Source organism: Fodinisporobacter ferrooxydans (assembly GCF_022818495.1).
Classification (GTDB): domain Bacteria; phylum Bacillota; class Bacilli; order Tumebacillales; family MYW30-H2; genus Fodinisporobacter; species Fodinisporobacter ferrooxydans.
This window is the reverse complement of sequence record NZ_CP089291.1, coordinates 126,803-152,676: the sequence shown is the minus strand read 5'-3', so window position 1 is coordinate 152,676 and position 25,874 is coordinate 126,803. Positions and strand designations below refer to the sequence as shown.

The 25,874-nt window shown below is 44.8% G+C and carries 27 protein-coding genes, 1 pseudogene and 2 riboswitches; of the genes and pseudogenes, 15 read left to right on the top strand and 13 right to left on the bottom strand.

Annotation, left to right across the window (positions count from 1 at the left end; all coding sequences use genetic code 11):
• Positions 1-282: 282 nt before the first annotated feature.
• The 6 genes and pseudogenes from LSG31_RS00965 to selD form a co-directional block, all read right to left on the bottom strand.
• Positions 283-603 carry a DsrE/DsrF/TusD sulfur relay family protein gene (locus LSG31_RS00965; protein WP_347437584.1) on the bottom strand — a complete coding sequence of 107 codons (321 nt, stop codon included), beginning with the start codon at positions 601-603 and terminating at the stop codon, positions 283-285.
• 41 nt (positions 604-644) lie between these two features.
• Positions 645-1,793, bottom strand: coding sequence for an NAD(P)/FAD-dependent oxidoreductase (locus LSG31_RS00960; protein ID WP_347437583.1), 1,149 nt, complete (start codon positions 1,791-1,793; stop codon positions 645-647).
• 40 nt (positions 1,794-1,833) lie between these two features.
• Entirely contained in the window at positions 1,834-2,184 is a 351-nt protein-coding gene (locus LSG31_RS00955; RefSeq protein ID WP_347437582.1) for a DsrE/DsrF/TusD sulfur relay family protein, read from the bottom strand.
• Between the two features lie 184 nt (positions 2,185-2,368).
• A complete protein-coding gene (locus LSG31_RS00950; RefSeq protein WP_347437581.1) occupies positions 2,369-3,607 on the bottom strand; it encodes an MFS transporter in 1,239 nt (412 codons plus the stop codon).
• A 256-nt stretch (positions 3,608-3,863) separates the two neighbouring features.
• Positions 3,864-4,346, bottom strand: a pseudogene (locus LSG31_RS00945) (MBL fold metallo-hydrolase); the annotation flags it as partial.
• Between the two features lie 236 nt (positions 4,347-4,582).
• Positions 4,583-5,632 carry a selenide, water dikinase SelD gene (gene selD / locus LSG31_RS00940; RefSeq protein WP_347437580.1) on the bottom strand — a complete coding sequence of 350 codons (1,050 nt, stop codon included), beginning with the start codon at positions 5,630-5,632 and terminating at the stop codon, positions 4,583-4,585.
• 120 nt (positions 5,633-5,752) lie between these two features.
• On the opposite strand from selD, the gene LSG31_RS00935 reads away from it, so the two are divergent.
• From LSG31_RS00935 to LSG31_RS00925, 3 genes are all read left to right on the top strand, one after another.
• The gene (locus LSG31_RS00935; protein WP_347437579.1) at positions 5,753-6,646 is read left to right on the top strand and encodes a LysR family transcriptional regulator; all 894 of its coding nucleotides are present in this window, start codon (positions 5,753-5,755) and stop codon (positions 6,644-6,646) included.
• A gap of 105 nt (positions 6,647-6,751) precedes the next feature.
• Positions 6,752-6,942: riboswitch (cobalamin riboswitch) on the top strand.
• A gap of 183 nt (positions 6,943-7,125) precedes the next feature.
• Positions 7,126-7,926 (top strand): HoxN/HupN/NixA family nickel/cobalt transporter, encoded by an 801-nt coding sequence (locus LSG31_RS00930; RefSeq protein WP_347437578.1) that lies wholly within the window; start codon positions 7,126-7,128, stop codon positions 7,924-7,926.
• Between the two features lie 215 nt (positions 7,927-8,141).
• Complete coding sequence (locus tag LSG31_RS00925) at positions 8,142-8,957, top strand: alpha/beta fold hydrolase (RefSeq protein ID WP_347437577.1); 816 nt, start codon at positions 8,142-8,144, stop codon at positions 8,955-8,957.
• Positions 8,958-9,042: 85 nt separating this feature from the next.
• Here LSG31_RS00925 and LSG31_RS00920 read toward each other — a convergent pair whose 3' ends face one another.
• Positions 9,043-10,164 carry a molybdopterin-dependent oxidoreductase gene (locus LSG31_RS00920; RefSeq protein ID WP_347437576.1) on the bottom strand — a complete coding sequence of 374 codons (1,122 nt, stop codon included), beginning with the start codon at positions 10,162-10,164 and terminating at the stop codon, positions 9,043-9,045.
• A gap of 666 nt (positions 10,165-10,830) precedes the next feature.
• Positions 10,831-10,978, top strand: a riboswitch (cyclic di-AMP (ydaO/yuaA leader).
• A 105-nt stretch (positions 10,979-11,083) separates the two neighbouring features.
• Between LSG31_RS00920 and LSG31_RS00915 the strand changes: the two genes are divergently transcribed.
• Entirely contained in the window at positions 11,084-11,515 is a 432-nt protein-coding gene (locus tag LSG31_RS00915) for a hypothetical protein (protein ID WP_347437575.1), read from the top strand.
• Between the two features lie 416 nt (positions 11,516-11,931).
• Here LSG31_RS00915 and LSG31_RS00910 read toward each other — a convergent pair whose 3' ends face one another.
• Both LSG31_RS00910 and LSG31_RS00905 read right to left on the bottom strand, forming a co-directional pair.
• On the bottom strand, positions 11,932-12,174 hold the full coding sequence (locus LSG31_RS00910) for a helix-turn-helix domain-containing protein (protein ID WP_347437574.1): 243 nt from the start codon (positions 12,172-12,174) through the stop codon (positions 11,932-11,934).
• Between the two features lie 502 nt (positions 12,175-12,676).
• Positions 12,677-12,880: an alpha/beta-type small acid-soluble spore protein gene (locus tag LSG31_RS00905; RefSeq protein WP_347437573.1), complete on the bottom strand. Its 204-nt coding sequence runs from the start codon at positions 12,878-12,880 to the stop codon at positions 12,677-12,679.
• Positions 12,881-13,178: 298 nt separating this feature from the next.
• Between LSG31_RS00905 and LSG31_RS00900 the strand changes: the two genes are divergently transcribed.
• The 6 genes from LSG31_RS00900 (at position 13,179) to fabL (ending at position 17,894) form a co-directional block, all read left to right on the top strand.
• Positions 13,179-13,361, top strand: coding sequence for a DUF5325 family protein (locus LSG31_RS00900; RefSeq protein ID WP_347437572.1), 183 nt, complete (start codon positions 13,179-13,181; stop codon positions 13,359-13,361).
• Between the two features lie 5 nt (positions 13,362-13,366).
• Positions 13,367-14,095, top strand: a complete 729-nt coding sequence (locus LSG31_RS00895) for a response regulator transcription factor (RefSeq protein ID WP_347437571.1) — start codon at positions 13,367-13,369, stop codon at positions 14,093-14,095.
• A 2-nt stretch (positions 14,096-14,097) separates the two neighbouring features.
• On the top strand, positions 14,098-15,486 hold the full coding sequence (locus LSG31_RS00890) for a sensor histidine kinase (protein ID WP_347437570.1): 1,389 nt from the start codon (positions 14,098-14,100) through the stop codon (positions 15,484-15,486).
• A gap of 11 nt (positions 15,487-15,497) precedes the next feature.
• A complete protein-coding gene (gene ytvI / locus LSG31_RS00885; RefSeq protein ID WP_347437569.1) occupies positions 15,498-16,625 on the top strand; it encodes a sporulation integral membrane protein YtvI in 1,128 nt (375 codons plus the stop codon).
• Positions 16,626-16,841: 216 nt separating this feature from the next.
• Positions 16,842-17,048 carry an iron-sulfur cluster biosynthesis family protein gene (locus tag LSG31_RS00880; protein ID WP_347439592.1) on the top strand — a complete coding sequence of 69 codons (207 nt, stop codon included), beginning with the start codon at positions 16,842-16,844 and terminating at the stop codon, positions 17,046-17,048.
• 75 nt (positions 17,049-17,123) lie between these two features.
• Positions 17,124-17,894, top strand: a complete 771-nt coding sequence (gene fabL / locus LSG31_RS00875) for an enoyl-[acyl-carrier-protein] reductase FabL (RefSeq protein ID WP_347437568.1) — start codon at positions 17,124-17,126, stop codon at positions 17,892-17,894.
• Positions 17,895-18,088: 194 nt separating this feature from the next.
• Here the strand turns inward: fabL and LSG31_RS00870 are convergent, their stop codons facing one another.
• A complete protein-coding gene (locus tag LSG31_RS00870) occupies positions 18,089-18,781 on the bottom strand; it encodes an RsfA family transcriptional regulator (protein WP_347437567.1) in 693 nt (230 codons plus the stop codon).
• Between the two features lie 240 nt (positions 18,782-19,021).
• On the opposite strand from LSG31_RS00870, the gene LSG31_RS00865 reads away from it, so the two are divergent.
• The 3 genes from LSG31_RS00865 to LSG31_RS00855 all read left to right on the top strand — a co-directional run bounded on the left by LSG31_RS00865 (position 19,022) and on the right by LSG31_RS00855 (position 20,879).
• Positions 19,022-19,639, top strand: a complete 618-nt coding sequence (locus tag LSG31_RS00865) for a YktB family protein (protein ID WP_347437566.1) — start codon at positions 19,022-19,024, stop codon at positions 19,637-19,639.
• Between the two features lie 103 nt (positions 19,640-19,742).
• Positions 19,743-20,405 carry an endonuclease III gene (gene nth, locus LSG31_RS00860; protein WP_347437565.1) on the top strand — a complete coding sequence of 221 codons (663 nt, stop codon included), beginning with the start codon at positions 19,743-19,745 and terminating at the stop codon, positions 20,403-20,405.
• Between the two features lie 45 nt (positions 20,406-20,450).
• Positions 20,451-20,879 (top strand): DUF309 domain-containing protein, encoded by a 429-nt coding sequence (locus LSG31_RS00855; RefSeq protein ID WP_347437564.1) that lies wholly within the window; start codon positions 20,451-20,453, stop codon positions 20,877-20,879.
• Between the two features lie 114 nt (positions 20,880-20,993).
• Here the strand turns inward: LSG31_RS00855 and LSG31_RS00850 are convergent, their stop codons facing one another.
• Positions 20,994-21,710, bottom strand: a complete 717-nt coding sequence (locus LSG31_RS00850; RefSeq protein WP_347437563.1) for a polysaccharide deacetylase family protein — start codon at positions 21,708-21,710, stop codon at positions 20,994-20,996.
• A 246-nt stretch (positions 21,711-21,956) separates the two neighbouring features.
• On the opposite strand from LSG31_RS00850, the gene rnhA reads away from it, so the two are divergent.
• Entirely contained in the window at positions 21,957-22,388 is a 432-nt protein-coding gene (gene rnhA, locus LSG31_RS00845; protein ID WP_347437562.1) for a ribonuclease HI, read from the top strand.
• Positions 22,385-23,527, top strand: coding sequence for a tRNA epoxyqueuosine(34) reductase QueG (queG, locus tag LSG31_RS00840; protein ID WP_347437561.1), 1,143 nt, complete (start codon positions 22,385-22,387; stop codon positions 23,525-23,527). The genes rnhA and queG overlap by 4 nt, the downstream gene beginning before the upstream one ends.
• A 14-nt stretch (positions 23,528-23,541) precedes the next feature.
• On the opposite strand, the gene LSG31_RS00835 is transcribed toward queG, so the two are convergent.
• Positions 23,542-24,861 (bottom strand): CotS family spore coat protein, encoded by a 1,320-nt coding sequence (locus tag LSG31_RS00835; protein ID WP_347437560.1) that lies wholly within the window; start codon positions 24,859-24,861, stop codon positions 23,542-23,544.
• A 92-nt stretch (positions 24,862-24,953) separates the two neighbouring features.
• Entirely contained in the window at positions 24,954-25,706 is a 753-nt protein-coding gene (locus LSG31_RS00830) for a transglycosylase domain-containing protein (RefSeq protein ID WP_347437559.1), read from the bottom strand.
• Positions 25,707-25,874 lie beyond the last annotated feature (168 nt).

Sequence of the window (25,874 nt, the reverse complement as noted above, 5' to 3'; positions counted from 1 at the left end):
GCAGCACAATTCCGACTCCATTGCATGAATAAAGACTTCTTCCATAAGCGGGAGGAAGCCTTATTATACGAACACATAGACATTCATTTATCACAGTATGAAAGGTAAAATATTTCAAATCACTTCTTTTAACCATTGCAATGCTTGGTCGATTTCGGCTTTGGTTGTGTATCGCCCGAGACTAAAACGGATTGCTCCTATTTACTGTCTGTCGCTTCTATTTTTAGAATTTTCCCTACCCCAATAGTACAGTCATTCCAGTTCGTCAATTTTTTGATGTTTTTAGAATGTCACAACTTTATCAGCCCATTCGACCAATTTGATCGCATCATTCATGGTCGAGATCGGACAGGCTGTCTTGTCTTCCAGTTGCCGGGATTTGATGCATGTTCCACAAGCATACAGAACGCCGTCAGCTTCCAGGAACTTGTTCATTTGTTCAGGAACGTTATAGGTTTCATGTTGAATCTGTTCACATTCGACAGCTTCGCCCATCAAGAAAACTTGTACTTCATGTGCCTTTGAAACACAAGTATTGGCGAAACGAAATGCATTCCATGCTTTTTCGGGTTCTTTCGTTTCAAGAATAATGCCGATTTTCAACGTTTATTTCCCCCAATCGGTATTCTGTAGCGGTGCATTTTTTAGAACCATGTTCGAAACCAGCTCTTTTCAAATGCGATCTTTCCAAGATGCCATCGTATGCCTGGTTGATGAACCTTAACTGTTGGCGCCGGGCTTGCATAAAAATTGCCGCGAGCGAACCCTGCTTTGTTGTTGCCAATTTCGATAAAACATTCGCCATGGCCGTTAAACTCGATTTGTTGGCCTTCGCCTGTTATCTTGTGGGCGATATTATTTGCAATCACTTTTGCTTGTCCATGGGCAAAAACTCCTGCTTTTGGGAGAGGTTTGCCCAGTTCGAGAGGAATGCCGGTGACATCGCCGATGGCATAGACACCAGGAATTTTCGTTTCGAGCGTATGCCGGTCAACCGTAACCCAACCGCTTTTACCGACCAAACCGGATTCCTGTACGACTCGTGGCGGTTTGTGTGGAGCGACGTAGACCAGCAAGTCATAAGAATCATGAACCCCGTTTGCAAAATATAGTTCCCGCTTATCCGGGTCCACTTTTGTAATCTGGTGTTGCGGATAATACGAAATGTCCCGTTCCCGCAGCATTTGCTGAACTCCTTCAGACACATTGGTTCCTGCTACGGCAAGCGGTGCCGGTTCAGCAGCGTAGAAGCTCATTGTGACTTGCGGACGAATGCCTCGTTTCTGAAAGAAAGCGTGGATGAGCATCGCTGCTTCGTAAGGGGCCGCCGGACATTTGTAAACGGGGGAAGCCGTCACCACGACGACACGTCCTTTTTGAAATTCCCAAAGCTTTTGTTTTAGGCGTTCAGTCTCCTTCAGGTCATAAAAGCTGAATCCGGTTTCCAGTCCGGAGATCTCCTCCGGCGTCAAAACAGCTCCCAACGAGATGATTAGATAATCGCTTGAAATGTTTTCTCCATTTACGATGACTGTGCGATTCTGAGCATCGATCTGCTCGATTTCACCTTGAATGAATTCGATTCCTTTTCTTTTCAGGCGACTTAAAGGGCGAGAAATCTTCTCGGCATTTCGGTCTCCTGTCATCAACCACAATAAAGACGGTGCGAAAACGTGATTCGTCTCCCGGTCAATCAGGGTGATTTCATATTCGTCAGAAAGTTTTTTTCTCAAGAGGTTTGCGGTGATGACCCCGCCGACACCGCCACCTAGAATAACGATAGAACGTCTCATGGATATTTCTCCTCCGCTCGGTTCACGTCATGTTGACTTCCTAATAGACAATGACCTTATCCGCCCACAAGGTCCATTCGGTGAGTTCCTCCATAGAAGACCTGTGTACAGATTCATGCAAATCCTCAGGCTTGACTCCGCGTGCATCCAAGCAGGAACCGCAGGCGCCAATGGAAGAACAGCGGCGGCCGACAACTGTCAACATTTTCTCCAGGTTGTAATAGCCATCTGGAGTTTTTTGTCCTCTCTTTGCACAACTAACCGCATCCGCCATCAAAAAGATCCGCACGTCTGCCCCTTCTGTTTTTGCGATAGAGGTTGCGTGGCGAAGACCGTTGTAAGAGCGTTCCGATCCATAAGGAGGATCATTTAAAATAAACAGCATGTTCATGATGAATCCCTCCGAAATAAAATTTTTGGTGTGTTTGAGATTCTTTCCTCATGAATTAGTATGAAGGGAATCGAATAATGTGTAAAATGCATATTAATCATTTATTCAATGCGATATGTTCATGGATTAAATTGAAAAAGGAACCCGGCACAATTACCGGGCAGAAATCGTTTTGCAAAAACATTTAGTGTTGTCCCAACGTTTCCTTCATGAACACGATTACCAATAAGCTCGACAGGATTACGATGGCAGCCAAAACTGCAAAAATCGCATGAATGCCGAGAAAATCCGCTCCAAACCCTAATAACAGCCCGCCGATTGCATACCCGCCATCCCGCCACATTCGATACACGCCCAGTGCGGAGCCGCGCCACGCCGGATGCGACTTGTCACCGACCGCCGACAGCAAAACCGGATAGATCAATGCTGTGCCCGCACCCATTAGAAGCGCGCTGAGAAACCACATGCCGTATGCATGTGCCCACAGCACGAGAGCCACACCGATACCATTTATAAGCTGTCCAAGCGCGATCGGTATCTTGCGGCCGACGTGATCACTCCACATGCCGGTGAAGAGCTGGAACACTCCCCATGTCATGGCATAGACGCTGCTGATCATTCCGATTTGCGCAACAGTAAAATGTTCGGCTGCCATTATTACAGGGACGAGCCCCCACACCGCCGAATCGCTAAACTTGTTGATCATACCTGCTTGGCTGCAGGCGAACAGGGTTCGATCCTGAAAACTGACTTTCGCAAAGATCTGGCCAAGGGACAGTGTTTCTTTCGAAAGATCGTAGCTTCCTTTGGCAATTTCAAGTCGGGTATACGGCAGCGTCTCCCGAATCATGAGCCAGGCCATGAGCAAACCGATGACGGCAATCCCTTCGCCAAATAGGAATGGCACTGGCCGGGGGCCATATGCGCTTGCCAGATATCCGGTTGCCGCACTTGTCAAAGCTACGCCAATATAGCCGGAAAACTCGTTGATTCCAAGCGCCAGGCCACGCCGTGTCGGTCCTACGATGTCAATTTTGCCGGTAACGGTCATCGACCATGCAAACCCTTGATTGGCGCCAAGCAGTATGTTTGCAAAGATGATCCAGGACCAGTCGGGGGCAAATATGACAAGGAGCGGGACCGGCAATCCCAACAACCATCCCGCCAGCAGAACGGGCTTTCTGCCCCAGCGATCCGCCAGTTTGCCGGCGATCAAATTGAGAAACCCTTTCACTATGCCGAAAGATACGATGAAAGAAAGCAACAAAGAGACGGATGTCAAATGGAATGTATGCTTTCCGAGAATCGGCAGCACGGTTCGCTCCAATCCTACCATGGTACCGACAAATACATTATTGACAGCAAGCAGTATAAATTGGGCCAGATTCGGTCGTAGCCCAAGAACCAATCGATGATCTTTCACAAACGTTGTTTCTCCTTTCTGATTGCGAACAAGGGAACGGACATGCCCTCCGTTCCCTTGTCCTCTATTCAACAGCCGGTTTTTCGCTGATTTTGCCCATGTTATAGGCGCGAATCAAATCAAAGTTCTTCGGCTTATTCGGCAAATCTTCCAGCATGAAAGAAACGAACGCATCCTTGGAACGCAGCTCTGCCGCTTTATTGAAGCGACGTTCAAACCCAATGGTGGAAACGACCTTTCCACTAAGTTCCCGCCCTCAGGTCGAGCCGGAAAATGCGCCGGGATACACTTCCAGATAATCCGGCAAAGAAAGCATTTTATCAAAGATGCTATGGTACAGATCCTGTGCCCCATCTTCCACGACCAGGTCCGGTCGGCCTACATCGCCGATCATGAAGGTGTGGCCTGTGAGTACAAACCAAGGTTCAGGCCCCCGGCGATGATCTGTCACAATCAGACTGATATGCTCCGGCGTGTGGCCGGGTGTATGAACAACGTCGATGACCACGTTGCCCAAGTCGATTCGTTCTCCGTCCGCAAGCGGCGTAAATGCGTATTCCGCCGGCGTTTCTGCATAAAGTGCCAGCTTGGCGCCGGTTCGTTCGGCCAGTTCCCGCGCCCCCGATATATGATCCGCATGGACGTGCGTATCGATCACATAGTGAATATTCAAACCCGCTTGCTCGGCTTCTTGCATGTAAAAATCAACAGCATGATCGAGTGGATCCACCACTACTCCATATCCTTTGCCCCCTCAGCCGAATAGATAAGAAGCTGCGATCGGTTCTTTGTGCAGATATTGGCGAAAGTACATGGTTAAACACCTCCGTGAGATTACTTATTATAATAATCTGCTTAAAGTATCTATCATCTTATACAATGTGTAAAATGCATCTTTTTCATATATATGATGCAGAATTCTCATCAAACAACATAAAAAAACCGGCACATGGCCGGTTTTTCAATACAATCCATTTACTTTTTTACGGAAAGTGGACGTTCCTCATGCAAACGCTGGCGGATCTTGCCGATTTCTGCCGCAGAACACCCGGCCTTGCCGAATGCATCCAGCAATTCCGTTTTCTTTTTTTCCGGGACCGCAATAAGCAAGCCGCCGGAAGTCTGGGCATCACACAAGATCCACCGTTCATTCTCGTTGACAGCCGAATCCCAAAACACCTTCTCACTCAACATTTGCCTGTTATTTTTTGTTCCTATAGACAGCGTATCTTCGCAAATCAGTTTCCATGCTTCCGGCAGCACAGGTACTTGTGAGAGGTGAATGTCCGCACACAGTTCACCGTCCTTGACCATTTCATAGAGATGTCCCAAAAGTCCAAATCCGGTCACATCCGTACACGCATGGACTCCGACAGACATCATTGCTTTCGCAGCTTTGTCATTGAGCGTCGTCATGATTTCTATCGCCTTGCGTTCATTTTCGAAGGAAGCCAATCCTTTGTCAATGGCTGTTGTAATGATGCCAACGCCCAGCGGCTTGGTCAAAATCAAGGCATCTTCCGGTTGGGCGGATCCTCTTTTTACATAGCGATCCGGGTGCACAAATCCCGTCACGGTCAATCCATACTTTGGCGCATGGTCGTCATACGTATGTCCGCCAACAATCGGTACGCCAACTTGATTCATCATGTCAGTTCCACCGCGCAGAATCTCTTCCAGATATCCAATCGGCAACGAATGAATGGGGAAACCGACGATATTCAATGCAAAGGACGGGGTCGCGCCCATTGCATAAATGTCGCTAAGTGCATTTGCCGCTGCAATGCGTCCGAATTCGTACGGATCGTTGACAACGGGGCTGATGAAATCAATGGTCTGAACGACTGCACAGTCATCCGAGATGCGAACAACACTTGCATCATCCCCACGGCCAAGCAATATATCAGGAGACATCGCTATCGGCAACGAGCGCAGCACGTGCGCCAAGTCGGTCGGACCGACTTTACACGCTCAGCCGGCTCCCGGAGAAAAGGATGTCAAATGTATGGGAGGTAGCGCCTCCATCCGATCACCACCTGTCAAGTACTGCAAAGATAGAAAACTCGCCATCTTTTGGTATAATGAAATTGCTTGAATCGAGTATACAACAATTATCCGGGTTATGGTAGGCAAGGGGATCGGTGTATGGATTTTTATCAACTCAATACATTTTACCATGTTGCCCAGCGTCTGAATTTTACACGTGCCGCAGAGGATTTGAATATGAGCCAGTCTGCCGTATCCCGACAAATCGAAGCGCTGGAAAAAAACCTTGGCCTGCCGCTGTTTAACCGAATTGGGCGGAGCGTTTCATTGACCGAGGCAGGATATGTGCTGTACAAGCAGTGCGAGCAGATTTTAAGACTTGTCGAAGGCACCCAGGCAGCCATTGAAACATTGAAAAATCTTGAATCCGGTTCGTTGCGCGTCGGTTGCAGTTCGACTGTCGGGAATTATATATTGCCGAGCGTAGTCTTGAAATTTATCCGCAAGTATCCGGGGATTCAAATCCACGTCAACATCGATTGCACCAAACACATGCTTGAGCGGGCAGAAGCAGGAGATGTCGATATCGCCATCATAGCAGGGCCCATCGAGTCGAACGTGCTGTATGTGGAGCCTTTTCTTAAAGACGAGATCGTTCTCGCGATGGGCAAAAACCATCCGTTGGTTGGTGAAGACGACATTTTATTTGATTCACTAAGTCAATACCCGATTTTAGTGAGAAGTGAAGGATCTCATAGCAGAAAGACCATTTTGCAGCATTTTGCGAGAATCGGTTGGGATACGATTTCAACCGTTGAATTTGACACGACAGAGGCGATCAAACAAGCAATCATTGCGGGCCCTGCCATCGGTTTTTTGTCGAAGTTTTCCATTCATCATGAAGTGCAGTGCGGATTGATGAGCATGTATGATCACGAGCCATATGCCATCCATCGGAACTTTTATATTGTTTCACATAAAGGAAAGCATCCGTCGCCGGCCATGCTCGCTTTCAAGACTTTTCTGCGCAAACATGGCATCTTTTACGTTTAAATCATTTTGGCACCGGCAGGTAGTGAATCGAGGACAATACGTTCCAGCGGCAAGAGGAATTTTACATTCAATCAAGAATATATATTAAATACCAAACACACAATTTCATCATGTAGCATGTAGGTGCCCTTGTGAGAGCAAGGGATAATAGGGAATCGGGTGTAAATCCCGAGCGGTCCCGCCGCTGTAACCGATGAGCCGCCTTCGCATAACGTCACTCGCTGCAAGCCCGGGGAAGACAGAAGGAATGGCAATGATTCGGAAGCCAGAAGACCTGCCTAGATTGCGACACCAAAAACGCCTTCGGAGAAAAGGAGTGGTGTACTTGAAACGACACGATTGTCATGCCCGTTCGTCGTTTAAAAATATGTACGCATAGTCCCGATCGATTTAGGTCGGGGCTTTTTTACGTTTCGGATCCAATCAATCTTTTGTGAATCAATTTTTTTCAATCAATGCAATCAAGGGGGAAATCATGGATGACAACTGTATCATTACTCTTGCTGGTTTTTGTATTAGGTCTTCGTCATGGATTGGATGCGGATCATTTGGCATTTATCGATGGGCAGACACGTTACAACTGGCGAATGGGAAGTCCGATTGCCCGCTGGGTCGGCACGCTATTTTCATTTGGTCATGGATTTGTCGTGGCAAGTGTCGCAGTGACTCTCGGAATGTTTATCAAAAACTTTCAATTTCCTGATTCATTTAATACGTTTGCGACGTGGTTATCGATTGTTTCATTATTTTTGATCGGAACATTGAATATCTATCATCTTCTTCGTACAAAGGCGACAAAGCAAGACTTTGAACTGCGAGGGATCAAAGGAAAGTTGATATCAAGATTCGTACGGGGAACCACGAATCCTTTCGCGATTATTTTGGTTGGAGGCTTATTCGCGATGGCGGCAGATACGGTAAGCCAGACGTCAGTATGGGCGTTTGCCGCCGGAAATTCAGGCAATTCTATGCCAATCATTTTAGGGTTGGTTTTCATGTTCGGCATCATGCTGACGGATACGATTGATTCCATGGTTGCCTATCGGATGATCAGTCAGTCAAGCAAATTGGGCCAATCGGCTTCAAGAGTGATGGGCTGGGTCATTGTATTCCTTGCGTATGGCGTTTCCTTTTATGAAGCGTTCATTTTCTTCAATCCCCAGGCGGAACTTGATTTTGAGATTGTAGGAGTCGTTATCTTTATTTGCTTGGTAATCTGTTACATAGGAGTGAATTTGCAAGCGAAGTCACAGATCGTAATGATAAACGATCAGGAATGATGGGGAGTGGAAAATAAAATAGATGGCATGAGACCATTTGCGGCTGTTAAGGGGACAGCCCTTTTTCTGTGCCAACATTTTAAAAAATCTTCTTTTCGAGTATAATTTGGCTGCTTTAGGGGAGTCTATCCGTTGATTGTGTGTGTTGTGTGGTTACATTGCTTTCATGATTACTCAGATTCGAAAAAATTGATAAAATTGAGGTTATCTCACATATGCCAGTTACAATGATAAATGGAATTGAGACATATTATGAAGTACATGGAAAAGGAATCCCGATTATTTTTATACACCCGCCCTTGCTCAATAGCATGAATTTCACATACCAGACCGGGATGCTGTCAAACCAATTCCAAACGATCACATTCGATATCAGAGGGCACGGCAAGAGCCAACCTTCCCAAGTGGAGTTGACATATCCTTTATTGGTTGAAGATATCAAGCAATTAATGGATGTTCTTGAAATAGAAAAAGCGTTCTTCTGCGGCTATTCAACCGGAGGCTCCATTGTGCTTGAATTTTTGTTGAATCATCCCGAACGGTCATGTGGCGGGATTCTGATTGGCGGAATGTCAGAAGTCCACGATTTACGCTTGAAAAGCGTGATATTTTTGGGAAGCATGCTGGCTAAAGTGGGAGCCATTCGTTTCCTTTCTTTATCAGTAGCTTGGAGCAATTCGGTAGCTTGGAGCAACCCGGATTCATTCGGATTGTTTTGGAATCTATTTAACATGGCCAGACGGGGAAACAACAAAAATATAGAACAATATTATCGATTCAGTCTGAATTATAATTGTACATCACGGCTTTCAACGATTCACCTTCCCGTTTTGCTGATTTACGGAGCGAAAGACAAACAATTTCATTCCTACGGCCGCCTTCTGCATGATCATTTGCCAAATAGTGAACTGACATTTATACAGGGTGTAAACCATCAAATTCCTACTAAGGCTGCGAGTCAATTGAATAGCCTGATTACAGAATTTATCAATACGCATAAAAAATTTGATGTTGAAACTGGACACATTTGATTTGGCAGAAGAAAATTGTTTTTCTTATCCCTCCCAAAAATATTCAATATGTCTCACGAACCTGGATCAGGCGGGCTTCCCGCCGTCAAAACGCAGCTTCGGCTGGATATCCCCGTTGTTCCCAGTAGCCTTGCACGCGAGTTCGGGCAAATTCCACACGGTTTACCCATTTAATCGACTTATACCCATACATGCGCGGCACAACCAATCGAAGCGGATATCCTTGTTCGACTCGAAGGGATTGTCCGTCCATTTTAAAAGCGAGCAATACGTCCGCTTCAAGCGCTTCTTGCAGCGTAAGGCTTTCCGTATATACGCCGTCCGCAGAGTAGAAGGTCACGAACGCAGCGTCTGGGGCCGGTTTGACCAGTTGCACAAGTTCTTTCAAATGGATGCCTTCCCAGCGAACATTTGGTACAGCCCATCCGGTGACGCATTGGAAATCCTTTGTCTCTGTTGTTACCGGTAATGCTGCCAGTTGTTCAAACGATAATGATGCAGGCGCTGCCACCAATCCATCGACTTGCAACTGGTACTTGTCGATCCGTACTTTCGGGTATGAATTGGTCACGGTAAAATATTCCGGGAAGTCGTGCACACCTGTGGCAACGGACGTGTTCACACCTGGTGTCCCGCCCAAACGATTCCCTTGCTGCAGGAACAACTGAGAGAATGGAGTCATCGCCAAAACGCCGCCGACAAGCCCTGTGACGCCCCATTTTATAAATCGTCTCCGTTCCGGATCCATCTTTTTTGTCGCTTGCGTTTCCGGGTATTTGAACCCGAATGCTTTGAAAACACCATGCACGATGAACCAGAAACCAAGGAAATAGGCCAAGTTGCCGTGCCAACTGAATGCCGTTTCTCTCCAATCTGCGGAGAACCACGTGATCTGCCACAATGGCATTCCTGCGAGAACAATTGCCATGCCAAACGCGATCGGCATAAACCAATCGATGATCCGTATGTGTTTTGTCCGGGGAAGTCTCAGGATAAGCGGGGAGAATAACGAAAGAAAGAACAGAATGCCAAGCAATATATGTATATCATATAAGATGGACAGGTACCGGATCAGCGCCACATGTAAAAATGGAAGATAGAGTGCAAGTCCCGTAATGAGGAGACCGATAAAGGATACAATCGTGTAATAATGCAGCATCACATAAAATTGCGGCCATTTTCCATGCGGGAACCATTTTTTCTTCATAGGAATGAAACCTCCTAATTGTTCAAGTACAAAGCGAATCGGTACCATTGTACGATTTGTTTGATTGTCGATATACGGTTGCGCATCCGGTAAGCTGAAACGTGAATTTATTCTGAGATTATTACTGTATCGTCAAGGACGATTGCAAAAAATGATACAACAATGGTTGAATTACCGAGGAACGAAAGAATATTCTTTATAAGTTTCTATTCCTATATACGCAATCATAAAAACGAGGCTGTTACAGACTACTGCCTCGTTTTCCTCTGTCGATGCGATTGACAGACCATTATGTCATTATAATAATAGAGAAAAATTGCTTACAATCTTTATGATTCACAAACATGTTGATACATGCATGCCTCAGAACATGCGATGGCGCCACATTTGTCGCAGCGAATAAGCTCTTGGTCAAAATCATCTGTTTCACAGGTACAACATGTAATGGATTCCGGCTGGTTCATTATCGTTTCACACCTTCATTTTTTATGATTCTATCATCATTTTGCACCCTTTAAGTTGATTATACAAGAGAATATACACTCTTTTACCTTCCAGATACAGGAACTCTAGTATTCGTTTGAGAACTCGCGCATATTCATGAATCCTATCGTATAACCGGTTTGTTTGAAGATGATAGAAAAGCTATACTTGTCTCACAACCACATAGAATACTCGCTGAATCCTGAAAAGGAGCGGAGGAACCAAATATTTGGGGCGAATCTGATCGTATAAGGATTTTTTATGATCAGTAGGGTTATTCTCAGAGACCCGAGTCCGTCAGCTAACTTCGTAAGCGTTGATGAGAGGAGAGTGGATGTATGATCACTTACACGTACTCAAATTCCTCCCCGTAGAATCAATCCAAAGGTTTTGTCAGGAAGCCCCAAGATTTTATCTGCAAAAGGAGGAATCGCAAATGAGAAACGATATGTACGATGATCTGCAAAAGACAAGGGAACATCTTGCGTATATGATCTGGAAGGAAAAATCTTTCGGTGAATTTCAGTTAGCCTCAGTTCTGGAAGATTCCCTTTTGTACAATTTACATGATCATATTGACAGTCCATACCTTTCAAGGATTGCATATGAAACGGCCAGGATCTCCGTTTCTACTGCCATTGAAGTAATGAATCTGAATGAGTTTATCGTTTGTGAATCTGTTCGAGGCGTCATTCATAGTATGGATCGCTTGGGTGGAGACCCGATCGACCTTGCCGAAATCGTAGCTGCGGGTGCATTGCATGCAGTGGAATTGGCATCGAATGATGAGATTTCCGATGCGTATCGAAATGCCGTATTGAATGGTGTCCGTAGTGCAACAGATGATATGGGTGTAAATTATGGTTGAGAATCAATTGCGACCACTGCCGATTCGGCCGATCGAACTGTTCGTATGGGAAACACGTATCTATCGAAGGAAAGGACGGAGGATCGTATGCAAGGGAAGCGAGTAGAGCTTAAAAAGTTTTTGAAAAACATGGAGATTCAAAACCGTCTCGATAAATTGAAGCATCGAAATCGTTCACGGAAATGGTCTGTACCGCAGTCCGGCCGAAAAAGCGATGCCAGATATCTGTCACGTTTCTATATACATTAAGCTTTCTTTGTATTTCAATAAAAAAATTAAGTATGCCATGCGTTTTCAAGAGCTGCCCCAAAGTAGAGTTTCTGCTTCTGGGGCAGCTCTTTTCGCTTTGTATAAGCTACAGCTCCCAGGTTATCGGCAATGAAACGCTCGGTGAAAGGTAGAGCGGTATATTTTTATTAGTACTCAATCTTAATTGTCATGCCCAGTGCATTGCAAATGGCAAGGGCCAGATCGAGACGGCGGGAAGAGGGAATACCGTTCCAACGCTCCGTTTTAAAGAAGCTTTGTACAGTGGACTCACTTACTTTATTCCCTGTTCTTGCCGCAATGTCTGCGTAGGACAAATTTTCTCTTTCCTTAATAATTTGGGCAATTGCAATGAATTCATAATCATTCGTAATTTCACGTGCAAGCGTCATTGTTTTCAACCCCTTTTTATAGTAAATGATTTCAAATCAGCAAGTAGAACTCCAAATACGTTTCGTTGCACGTATTCCGGGAGATGGGATTCTTTGCTCCAGAGCCTGGATTTTATATGCGCCTGTTTCCAAGGTATATTAGAAAATATAGTAATATATTTTAAAACAAATAGAAATAGAACATGCAGAATATTTTAAAAAATGATGGACTAAACGTTTTTTCTTTTGACCGAAAACCAATTTCAAGAGTGAAACGAGTGAAATGTCGGCAGTAAAACCGTATAATGTACCCAACTGCAATGATTCAAAAAGAAAGGGGAAGAGAATGGGGAATCATAGAAAGTTATCCAAGAATAGGCGTTTCCGTTTTATCCATCGGCAACATTCACGATGTAAGAGGCGGGCGCTTCAAGAAGCGGGTGATTCATTAAACATGGAGACCCCGGCGTTACCCGGGGTCAGCTATCAATTCTATCGTATTGTCTTGTACCAATTCAACAACTTAGAATTGTTTTCCGGAGAGAGATTGTTCGGCAAATGCTACCAAACGTTTTGTAATCTCGCCTCCTACGGAGCCGTTTTGACGAGAGGTAGTGTCTGCGCCCAGTTGAACACCAAACTCTGACGCAATTTCATACTTCATTTGTTCGAGGGCATGACTCGCGTTAGATACCACCAAGTTGTTGCTGCTGTTGTTGTTTGCCATGTTGTATCACCTCTTGTTGAAGTTTGTGGTTATAGAATGACACGAAACCAACATCATTATGCAAATATTCATCTGAAAAATTATGGTAATCTTCATCGGTTTACTTGCAACAGTTTCAGTTATCCCACATGTAGTGCTACAATAAGAGCGTACTATTTTTGCATGTCCTTTTTAAAAGCATACAAAGTAGTACATGAAAGCATATTTCTATTGTTGACCGGAGATTGATTGATTTTATTTCTTGATTTATTTTCAATTTTAGAAAGGGCATGAATGAATGATGAGAACACCATCACCCATGAATCGTATACAAAAGTTTTTGTTTTTTTTGCTTTCGCTGACAGTCATGGCAACACTTGCGACAGGTGCCATTTTTATTGGACAAGCGAAATTTAGCATGAGTATCATTGCTTTTGCCATTGCAATTGTGTTGATCGGATTCGGGTTTATGATGCGGAAACGTATTATGCGTATGGAGTGACGATTATGGATAATTCCAATAAACTTATTTTTATCATTGATGATGATCCGACGATCCGTCTGATTATCGAACGGTATTTGCAGCAGGAAGGATATCGCGTCAGGACATTTTCAGATGGAGAAGATGTATTGGACTCTTTTCGGCAATACAAACCGGATATGTTGATCATGGATATTATGATGCCTGGGATCGATGGATATGAATTGTGTAAAAAGGTTCGGGCGGAAAGCGAAGTTCCTATCATCATGGTATCGGCAAAGGATGAAGAAGTTGATAAAATTGTAGGATTGGAACTTGGCAGTGATGATTATCTGTCGAAACCCTTCAGCCCAAGAGAGTTGGTCGCTCGCGTAAAGACAGTTTTCAGGAGAACAGCCAATTTTTCCGGTGATGCGCCAAGTGGTGATACATCAGATGAAGTGGTCACGAATTTTCATGATATCCAAATTTATACAGATGAACGGCGCGTAAAATGCAATGAAAAAGAAATTTCTCTGACCGCCAAAGAATACGAACTTTTTTCCTATCTTGTCTTACATCAGCCAAAAGTATTCACCCGCGAACAATTATTGAATCAAGTGTGGGGGTACGATTATATTGGCGATGTCCGTGCCATTGATGATTTGGTCAAGAGAATTCGCAAGAAGTTAAACCAATGCGAATCGGTCGTGGAAATCAAAACCGTCTGGGGATATGGTTATAAAATTGCCGGACCTGCACAAATAAGCGGATGAAAATGGGTATTCGAAGCAAGCTGATGATGTCGTATTTTGTCATTGTGGTGATTACGCTGGTGATCAGTGGAATTATTTTCAATGTGTTCATTCCGCGTTATTTTGTGCAATCGACAGAAAATACATTATTAAATGAAGCCAAACATGTCGTTCAAACGTATGAGAATATATCAAGATTATTGGATAATCCTTTATTCAGCAGAAGGATTTTGGTGTATCTGCCCACCCGTTCCATTCAAGGAACGTTTTTATTGGTCGACTTGCAGGCGGAGCGTATCCTGGCGAGAAAAGGAACGATCAATGTATCGACCGTTCCGCTGATTCAAAAGATTCGGCCAGTCATGATTGCAGGGAAAACATTCTCTGATGTATATCCGGTAACCAAACCTGAGTTTGTATTGGTCGCTTATCCAATCCATACACCGGAAAGTCCGGTGCCGACGGAATCGCTCGTAATCGTTGCCAAATTGCAAGATATTCAAGATATTTCTCAGGAAATTGTCACCATCCTGCTTCGCATTTTCCTGGTTGTAGGCGCATTTGTCGTATTTTTGGGGCTTTTCATGGCTCGTTCCATTACGCGCCCGATCGCACGTTTAAAACAAGCGGTGCAACGGCTCAATAAACGGGATTTTACCCCGTCTGAAATTATAAAAACCGGCGATGAACTCGAGGATTTTAGCGTGACGCTGCATCAAGTCATAAAGGAATTAAAGCAATACGATGAAGGTCAACGGAGATTTTTGCAAAACGCATCACATGAATTAAAAACGCCTTTGATGGCGATTCAAGGATATGCGGAAGGAATTAAAGATGGGATCTTCCAAGGCAGCGAGGCGGAGAAAGGGCTCGATACGATCGTTGCGGAAAGTGGCCGATTAAAGAAGATGGTGGATGAGTTGATCTATCTGTCGAAATTGGAAACGATGCAGGATTTGTATCGGCCCGTCCGGTTAAACCTATATGAGATGCTCGCAGATACAGTGGAGCGTCTGGGAAGTCTGGCACACCAGAATCATATTTCGATACTAATCGAAACAGATAAAAACTTTCAAGAACAATCCTTTCTGGTTGCCGTCGATCCGGATAAATGTTTGCAAGCATTTATCAACATTATTGGCAATGCCATACGTCATGCAAATACAAAAGTGGTATGCACATGTGAAAAAACAAAGACACATGCAATCATCCAAGTGATAGACGATGGAAAGGGGTTTGGCAAAGAAGATCTCAATCGGATTTTTGAACGATTCTATCGCGGAGAAAAAGGGGATACGGGTCTCGGACTCGCAATCACACGTGCAATTGTGGAAAAGTCAGGCGGCACCATTCATGCCAGCAACCATCCGCAAGGCGGTGGCGCAATAACCGTATCTTTACCTTGTACATGAGGAGGTTCATTATGAATCCGGCACTTCGCCGCTATCTGCGGAACGTACTGGAAGTGATTGCATTACTTGTTTTTCTTGCGGCTTTTGGTTGGGTATTTGTAAAAACGCTGGATTATACCATGCCGTTTGTGCTTGGCCTGATTCTTGCATTGCTGTTGCATCCTCTTACCAGCTTTCTGGAGAAACGCGGGGCTACTCGGACTGTATCGATTTTGACAGCGATGGTTACCGTCATCGGCTTGTTGATTGGCAGCACGACTTTTCTGGTCGCTCAGATTGCCCAAGAGGCCAACGTATTATCCGGGAATATTCCCGCCTATTTTGCTGTTTGGGGGGAATGGTTTCAGGATCAAATGGACAAGGGAAAATTGTTTTACGGTTCCCTTCCGTTAAATGTAAAAGAAAAAATCCAAACGACTTCATCAAATATGTTAGTTCAATTGCAGCATTTCGCAACCGATTTTTTGCAAAGCATTATAACCGGAATCAGCGGTTTGCCGGAAAAAGTGGTCATGATCGTCATGGCTTTGATTGCGGCGTATTTCTTTTTGGCGGATCGGGAAAAGCTCTGGAAACGAATCCAGGCGTTCTCACCGCCGGGCTGGGATAAGAAATTGGATCTTGTCGTCCATGATGTGAACCGTTCGTTTGTTGGACTGATTCGTGCACAAATTATACTTGTGATCGTTACCATGATTTTAAGCATCATCGGGCTTTTGATCATGCATGTCCATTATGCCATATTGCTGGGGATTCTCCTTGGTGTTACAGGGCTGGTCCCGATTGTCGGATCCGGCATCATGAGTGTGCCATGGGCCGTGTATGCGTTTGTGACCGGTGATATCCCCCTTGGCATTCAGTTGTTGATATTACAAGGATTTATTTCGCTTGTCAGACATATTATTGAGCCAAAGATTTTGGCAAATAGCGTTGGACTTGATACATTGTCTACACTGATTGCCATGTATATCGGGATGAAAGCTATGGGAGTTCTTGGCTTATTTTTGGGACCTATTGTGGTGATCGCAATCAAATCATTAATCAAAGCGAGAATGTTTATCGATTTCATTCCCGTACAATCACACTCAAATAGTAAGATTGTCACTGGGAACAATACGAATGACAAGCATGAGAGTTAGTGGCTGCACAAACCGGACGCATAATAATCACGTATTACAGGGAACAGTTGGCACTCACATGCAGCTCATTTGAAGTCCATGTAGATCTTGGAGGGTTCAGCGTTGATCGAAATCAGTCAGGAAGCGTTTGAGCAATTGGCAAGCTATCAATTGGAGCCTTTGCACACTGTCCATGTGCGAATTTTTGTGAATCTGGAAGGCGGCTGAGGTGCCGGCATCCAATTTGATATGGTTCTGGATGAACCAAAGCCTTCGGATCAAATATTTACACAGGAACAAGCAGAGCACAAAGTATCGATCCTCGTCGATCCCACGACAGACATTTATCTGGATCCACATATGACACTGGATTATGATTCTGCTGTCCGGGAATTTCAACTGCGATCGAAAAATTCAGCGTTGCCCTATCGCATGCGTTTATAGGGGTTTTTAGCTATATATGATCAGTATGAGCGATTATACTGTCTTTGAAAATGAACAGAAAATGGAGTGCAGCAAATGTCACAGCAATCGCAATTAGCAGGAAAAATCGTTTGCATTACGGGAGGATCCCGTGGAATTGGAAAAGCCACAGCACTAAAACTTGCTTCGATGGGGGCAAAAATTGTGATTAATTTTGCCCGCAACCGCAAGCAAGCGGAAGACACAGCGCAGCAAATTGCAGATCTTGGCGGATCTGTCCATTTGATTAAGTCAAATGTTGGTGATCTAAGCAAAGTGAAAGAGATGTTTGCAGAGATCGATTCCTTGTTTGGTGGTTTGGATATTTTTGTAAACAACGCGGCTTCCGGTGTGCTTCGGCCACTCATGGAGCTGGAGGAGAGCCATTGGGACTGGACACTGAATATTAACAGCAAAGCATATTTATTTTGTGCGCAAGAAGCCGCAACGCTCATGATGAAAAAAGGAAACGGCGGAAAAATCGTGGCGTTAAGCAGTTTGGGAGCGACACATGTCATTGACAATTATACGACTGTCGGTGTCTCAAAAGCTGCAGTAGAAGCAATCACACGATACCTGGCAGTTGAATTGGGTCCATATGGGATTGCTGTCAATACGGTTTCCGGCGGCGCAGTTGATACAGACGCCCTGAAGCATTTTCCCAATCGTGAAGAAATATTGGCAGACGCCGCGAAACGCACACCTGCCGGCAGACTTGTTACCCCGGAAGATATGGCAAATGCAGTCGCATTTTTATGCACGGATGCTGCCGATATGATTCGCGGTCAGACAATTGTTGTTGACGGGGGCATATCTCTGTTAAGTTAATCAAATCGTGAATCAAAAAACTCTTGCGTTCTGATTCTACAGTATGCCGCAAGATAGCTGACGCAACTTAATACGCTTGCATGTTTGCACGGAATGCTGGGATGACAATGCTCGAAAACCTTTCGATACCTTTTGGTCATCCGCAGCATTTCATGTGCATATGTGATATTAGGTAGCTTAGAAAAAACAATCTCTCAAACGTGAATTCTCTCCAAATTCCCATTGCGATCCATACGGAATTTTACTTTCGGCTCATTGCTTTCCACGTCCAAATCCAATATTTTACGTGCCCGATCCATAATTTGCAGCAGCGTTTTGGAATCTTCGTTTAATTGTTCCGCTTGTGAAATAGGCGTAACGGGCATCTCCCGCAATCTATCAATTTCTTCTTCCAACTCCCGAATTCTTTGTTTGAACTGGGAAATGGATTCTTCCAAAAGAATATTTTTTGCTTGCAAATCTTTATAAGATGCAGCAAACGCTTCGATGCAAGTAAGTGCATCTGACAAACGGTTTGTTTCTAAAGGTTTTGACAGCGAAACCGTCGGCTTGACAGTTGACAAAGGGCGGTCGCTGTAGTTAGGACTATGAAACGCCTTCGTGGGAGGCGATTGTTTAAAAACAACTGTGTCTTTTCTGTTTGACATTCGGTGCTTGCGATCCAATTTGGCTTGTTTGATTTCTGTCTCATAGTGCTTGCGAACAACGCCATTCCAACGGTATCCACAGGCAGCCGGTGTTCTGCTCAGTACGTCGGAACACTCCACAAATGCTTTCAATTGTGTACTTCCTTCACGTATATGCCTAAGCACAATTTCCGCGAGACGACGGTCATCTTCAGAACTCCATGAGTCCGAACGGGTAGCCCAGCGTTCGATCATTTGCATACAACCATCCTCCATATTAACTATTTAATAATGTTATGTCCAAAAATGAAAGGAAAGATACGTGATCCTGCTTTTTCTCTATGAATCCATTTTTGTTGAGGTATCTGTACATTATGCTATGATGTTAGATAGTAAGTTGTCACAACCAAGGCGACATCCGCAATGATTCTTTGCGAGTCGGCCGGTGATGCTGGCATAAAACGTTCGATCCATCAGCAGATGGCAGCAAGGGGTGTGTGTATGAGTTTTTCAGGGTTTACGGCACAAGAGTTTGAAGTGTTCGGGATTCCAGGACTGGAAGAGCGAATGGATGCGCTAAGGACATTTGTTCAACCGAAGTTTAAAGAAATTGGACAGGCATTAGTGGGGGATATCTCTGCGCTGATCGGCGAAGAGTTTTACGTGCACATTGCGAAACATGCCAGGAGAAAAGTGAATCCGCCCAATGACTCTTGGCTAAGTTTTGCCACTTCGCCCAGAGGCTATAAAATGTTGCCGCATTTTCAAATCGGACTTTGGTCGACACATGCGTTCATTCAATTTGCGATCATCTACGAATGTGCGCGCAAGGAAGAGTTTGGCGAGAAACTATTGGAACATTGGGCATCCATTCGCGGGCAGATTCCCGATGATTACATTTGGTATGATGATCATATCAAACCACACCCGTATCCTCATGGAGATGTGGGCACACAGATCGGGAAGCTCGCGGAACGATTGATAAAACATAAGAATTCCGAATTGCTCTGCGGAATTCAAATACCGCGACAGGAAGCCGTCAAGATGACGGGCCAGGAGTTTTATGAAAAAGCATATGAAACAATAAAAACACTAGTACCTCTTTATAAACTTTTGTAGTATCGAGTACTGTAGTATGTGTGGATTGATTCGGCAAAGCAATCCGCCGTGAAGTTTTGACTACTTTTTGAACATCATCTTATACTTGAAAAAGGTGGGAACCATGGCATTACCGAGGGTGAAAACAGACGAAATTTTGCGGATTTTAGAAGCGGAGTATCCGGATGCCAAATGTGCGCTGGAGCATCGGAATGCATTTGAACTGTTGATTGCGACGATTCTTTCCGCACAATGTACGGATAAGCGGGTCAATGAAATCACAGCCGGTTTGTTCGAAACATACAATCATCCGAGTCGCTTTCTGACATTGACAGCAGAGCAATTGGAAGAAGAGATTAAAGGCTGCGGGTTATTTAAGACAAAAAGCCGAAATATTTTGGCAACCTGTAAAATCCTCATGGACAAATACAACGGAGAAGTTCCCAAGACAAGGGAAGAGTTGATGGAATTGCCGGGGGTCGGACGCAAAACGGCGAATGTAGTAATCAGCAATGCATTCGGTGTGCCTGCAATTGCGGTCGATACACATGTTCAGCGAGTATCCAATCGCATCGGATTGGCCAAAAGCGAGGATCCGTTGCAGACGGAACAACAGTTAATGAAGCGGATACCGAAGGAAAAATGGTCGGATGCACATCATTGGCTGATCTATCATGGCAGGCAGATCTGTTCCGCCCGTTCACCGAAATGTTCCATTTGTCCGCTTCTTGCCGAATGCCGCCATGCAAAACAAGAGAAAGTCGCAAGGAATGCAAATATCCGATAGAATATCATACAGATCCGTAAAGTACGGGTTCGAGAAGGTGAATGCGTGGAGGAGTATGCTCCGTTTTATATTGATTACTTATATTGTTTTAATACACTAAGAAACTTTTTTGATTGCCACGAGTATGGTGAGCATCTGTGGTTGGATACGGGACGGCCGGAATTTTTAAAAGGATTGATTCAAGTAGCCGTCTCCCTGTATCACCTGGAAAACGGAAATTTGCGAGGGTCAAGAATCATGTGGGCAAAAGCCAGTGGATATCTGGAACCATATAAACCTGTCCATATGGGGATTCATATTGGAACTATTTACGAAGATATGAATCGTTTGCATCAATTGCTGCCAGATGCCGACCGTGTCGCTGCTGAAGATGTTCAAACATGGAATTTACCGGATATCTATATTCAAATTGTCGATGATTCTTTACAGGGGATACTTGAGCATTGGACATTGTCACCGCTTGAGGATGAGTAAATATGTTGCATTCGATTTGGTTGGTGTTTGTCGGATTTGTAAGATGGTCTGGATTTGATTGTTTTCCGGACCATCTTGGTATTTTGTGCGGATGAATGCCAAGTTTTTTCAATCCTATGTACCGCCAAAGTTTTGAATCAATTCAGATACAGTTACACACTGAAATCCTTGTTCTCGAATCCCTTCCAATATTTTCGGCAATGCTTCAATGGTTTGATCCCGTTTTCCTCCACCATCGTGAAATAAGATAATATCACCGGGATGTAAGTGATTCAGTACGCGATTTACAATTTTGGAGACTCCTGGTTTTGACCAATCGCGGGAATCTTCATCCCAACTCCAGGTTACGACCGTCTCATTTGCTTTACTTGCGCTGTCAAGAATTTGTTTGCTGATAAATCCACCCGGTGGACGGAAGAGCCGTGTGTGATGATTGGTTGCATCAAAGACGACTTGATCACAGCCTTCGATATCCTCAATCTGGATAAGTTTCGTTAACCGATGGTTCAGAGAGTGATTTCCAATCTCATCTCCATTGGCGATTTCTAATTTTAAAAGATCCGGGTATCGTTTTGCCCGCATGCCGATGACAAAAAAAGTTCCTTTTGCACCAAATTTGTTTAGCTCTTCAATAATCTTCGGAGTATATCTGGGATCCGGTCCATCGTCAAATGTCAAGGCTACTAATTTTCTCTTCATTTTCACATGTTTCACATAAAGATCCCGTATGGAACTCATAGGGGCCTCTGTTCCTGCTGCTTGTGAGGATATGCTTGTCACGAGAAGGAGTGCCACTATCAAGCAGGGAATCACCAATGATTTTGATAGCAAGCAGACACCTCCTTTTTCCTATTGATTTCGATTTTTCATCGCAATTTCACTATGATACACTTGTTCTAATAACTACCGTTCCCTCCTTCAGACGTTCGTAACCATTCTTTTTGTGTAGGTGTTAGTATTTCCTAGCCTTTATTTCTTATGATGCCAACAAATGGATAGCAATGAACAGGAGCGGAAATGAGCAATGAATTTAATCTGGATAATTTTTCAAGATGGATGAGGAAGGAAGTTGGATACGTGAAAGATGTTACGATCTATACAGACGGTGCTTGCTCCGGCAATCCCGGGCCGGGCGGATGGGGGGCGGTACTGATGTATGGTGAGAATATAAAAGAGTTATCGGGTGGCGACCGCTTGACAACAAATCAAAAAATGGAGTTGGTTGCCGCTGTTGAAGCATTAAAGGCATTGCGGGAACCGTGCAACGTCACATTGTATAGTGATAGCGCCTATCTGATCAATTGTTTTCGGCAAAAGTGGTATGTGAATTGGCAGAAAAACGGTTGGAAAAATTCCAAGAAAGAACCGGTGCAAAATAAAGAATTATGGCAGGAACTTTTGCAGCTTCAGGATCATCATCACGTGAAATGGGAGAAAGTAAAAGGCCATAGCGGTGTCGACTGGAATGAACGCTGCGACGAGCTGGCGAGGGCGGCGATTCCCAAATGAGTCAGTTGCTCACACGCGGGATTTTGGAAGACATCGCCGAGCGAATCGGCATTGATGCAATCGGAGTGACAGATGCTCGTCCCTTTTTGGAATTAAAGCCGATACTGGAAGCCTATCGGGAACATGGGTATGAAACAGGCTTTGAACATCCGGTGATCGAGGAACGAATGGACCCTTCCCTGCTTGTTCCTGATGCAAAGTCGATCATTGCCATTGCCATCGCATACAAAACAGCGCAGACGGATCGCACCAGAAAGCCTGCCGAGGGGATTCGCGGCATGGTATCCAAGTATGCCTGGGGAAAAGATTATCATCATGTTTTAAGGGAGAAATTGGTGCAGCTTGTTGCTGAATTGGAAGTGTATGCAGGACATCCGTTTCAATACCATATGTCTGTCGATACGGGTCCGATGGTCGATCGTGCAGTCGCCAATCGCGCAGGGATCGGATGGGTCGGGAAAAACTGCTCGATCATTACAGAAGCGCATGGATCCTGGGTGTTTTTGGGGCAATTGGTGACCGATTTGCCATTTGCCGAATGGTCACAACCCATACTCTCCCAATGCGGAGACTGCGATCTCTGTATTACGGCATGTCCGACCGGCGCTTTAACACCCTTTTCGACAAATAGTTCCAAGTGCCTTTCTTACATTACACAGATGAAAGGACATATTCCGGAAGAATATCGAAAAAAATTGGGAAAAAGGATTTGGGGATGTGACACGTGTCAGGTTGTCTGTCCGGAAAACAAGCATCCGAACCTGTTGCTTAGTTTGCATGAACAGTTTCTGCCCGAGCCGGAGTTGGCCTATCCGGATTTGATGGCGATTTTGGAAATGAGCAATCGCCAGTTCAAGCGTATCTTTGGTCATACGGCATTGGCATGGCGGGGATTGAAAGTGATGCAGCGAAATGCCATTCTCGCTCTTGGGAATTTGCATGATCAACGGGCGATTCCCAAACTAAAGGCACTTGTAGAGGATCCTCGGGAGGAAATTCGGGCTGCTGCCGCTTGGTCCCTGGGGCAGATCGGCAGCAGTGATCAGATCCCGTTTTTGCACACGGCTTTGGAGCAGGAGACGGATGAAGTTGTAAAACATGAGATTTTGCAGGCCATTCAACAGTTGGAGTCTGTTTAACAAAAATTCCCACATCATGATACGGTTTTGTGCCGGGTGACTTGTTGGCTGAAGGAACGGAGAAATTGTTGGCGGTTGGTTTCCTGGTGCAACATCGTTTCCAGCAACGGCTGGATCGACGCACTGGGAGTGTCTGCATACATTTGCAAAAGCCGCCACCAGCGGTGTGGAAACGCCAGTAAAGCTTCCAGAATCAGGTATTCGGGATGTGCCAATGGCCGAATTCCATTGTAGTTAATCAAAGAGACCAGCGCTACTTGTGAGGACCAATCGGTTTTTTGCATGCCGCGCCGGATCAAATGTGCCAGGTCGAGAACGCGGGGGGCATATGTCATATGATCAAAATCAATCAGATAGGCTTGTTTGGATGGATGCATGATCACATTTCGCTCCACCACATCCAGGTGGCAAAGGCCCGGCGTATCTTCTTCACGATCCAGATGTTTCAGCACGATCGGCTGTTTTAATAAAGACAGCGCGTAACTTGCTTGTTGATGGAAATTTGCCGCATGTTTGATGATCAGTTTATCCGTCTGTGTCTGTTTGCTCTTGGATTGTAAAAAGTGGACGTAGGAAGCCATTTGCTGACTGCGCTCCAAATAGCGTTGGTATAAATCAAACGCCATTTTCGGATGTCTGCCGATCAGCTCAAATCCGATCGATGATTCATGAAAACGGGCAAGTGTGTCAGCCGTTTTTCCAAGCTGCGTCAATTGTGAGAAATCAACAGGAGCTCCATCGATCCAGCGAGTCACATAATAGGTTTGCACTCCGTCTTTTACAAACGCTTTGCCCTGTTTTGTGACAACCATCGGGCTAAAGCGCTGAAATCCTTTGTGTCTCACATATTGCAATGCCCGATTCATGAACAAAATCCGTTCGGCCGGCAATTGTGTGGCTTTAAAGGCCAGAAACGCATCCTTGCCTGTTTCAATTTTTATGATGTTTTGGTGGACAGATGCGTTTTGTACAGCAAACGGATATGCTTGCAGCACCCGCATGTCGTAATCGGGATGCAGGGAATCTTTCTCTTCCGATCGGGCAGTTCCAAGAGCAAATCCGCTCCCGTTGGATTTTGTGGAGGCTTTCGATTTACGGGACGCGGATTTTCCCTTTGCTGGCGGATCGGTCGGGGAGGAAGAATCATCGGAAAAATGTTTGCGATTCACTTTTTTTTTTCCATCATTGGAATATGAATCCCCGTCTCCACCTGTTTTATCTGATTTTGGCTGAGAACTGCCTGTTTTTTGGTATGTGTGATGATGCAAGAATGTGGGGGGCTTCGTAAATTCTTTCAGAATCTCTTTCATCCATGGCGGCATGTTTGAAAACATACGGTTCACCCGCAATCCAAGTAGTGTTTCTGTATTCATATGCCTTTGGATGCGGGAAGTTGCGGTGATATTTGCATGAAATCATGCGTTTTCTATGGATTCTGATTCGTTTGCTTCTGGTCCGGCGTCCCCTTTAAGTGCAGCGGTTCTTTATACCATACATCCGCCTGAGTTTGCGAGATATATCCTACATCCACCAAATTCTCCAAAATGATTTGTTGCCGTTCTTTCGCAGCTTGCAGAGAATGAAACGGGTCCAGATAGGAAGGTGCGTTGGGCAATCCGGCCAGCATCGTCAGCTGGGCATCCGATAATTCATGCACAGGCTTGCCAAAATACGTCATGGCTGCATTTTCCACACCATATGCGCCTTGACCAAAGTAGATGTCGTTCAGATAGTATTCCAGAATCTGCGGCTTGCTGATCTGTTGATAGGCGGCAATGGAAAGAATCACTTCTTTCGTTTTTCGTATCAGTGTCTTGTTTTGGTTGAGCAGCACGTTGCGAATCAACTGTTGTGTGATCGTACTGCCACCCTCTGTATAGTGCTGATTTTTGATATCGACGAAAAGCGAGCGCACGATTCCGATCGGATCAATTCCGGGATCTGTAAAAAAACGTCTGTCTTCTGTTGCAATCATCGCTTGCTGCAATGTTTGCGGAATCGCGCTCAGCGGCACATACGTACCGTGATGCTTTTTTACATCTTGATGTACATTTGCATCGAGTATTTTGGCGATCGGGAACACGGATTGAAAATAGTATGAAAAGCCGATATTGGCAAACAGCAGGATCAACAAAACCAAAACGAGTCGTCTGATAACTTTGCGGAAGCGTTGTTTCATTTTACCCTCCCTGATTTCTTTCTTATGGTAAAAGACGTATCGAATGTCGATAAGGTTCAGGATAAAGGATTTTCCCGAATGTTTAACAAGTGCTTTTGGCAATCCTTTACTAGTATCGGTAAAAGAAACGAACGTTTAGACACAAAAACCCCTTTTTCAGAGCTTCAA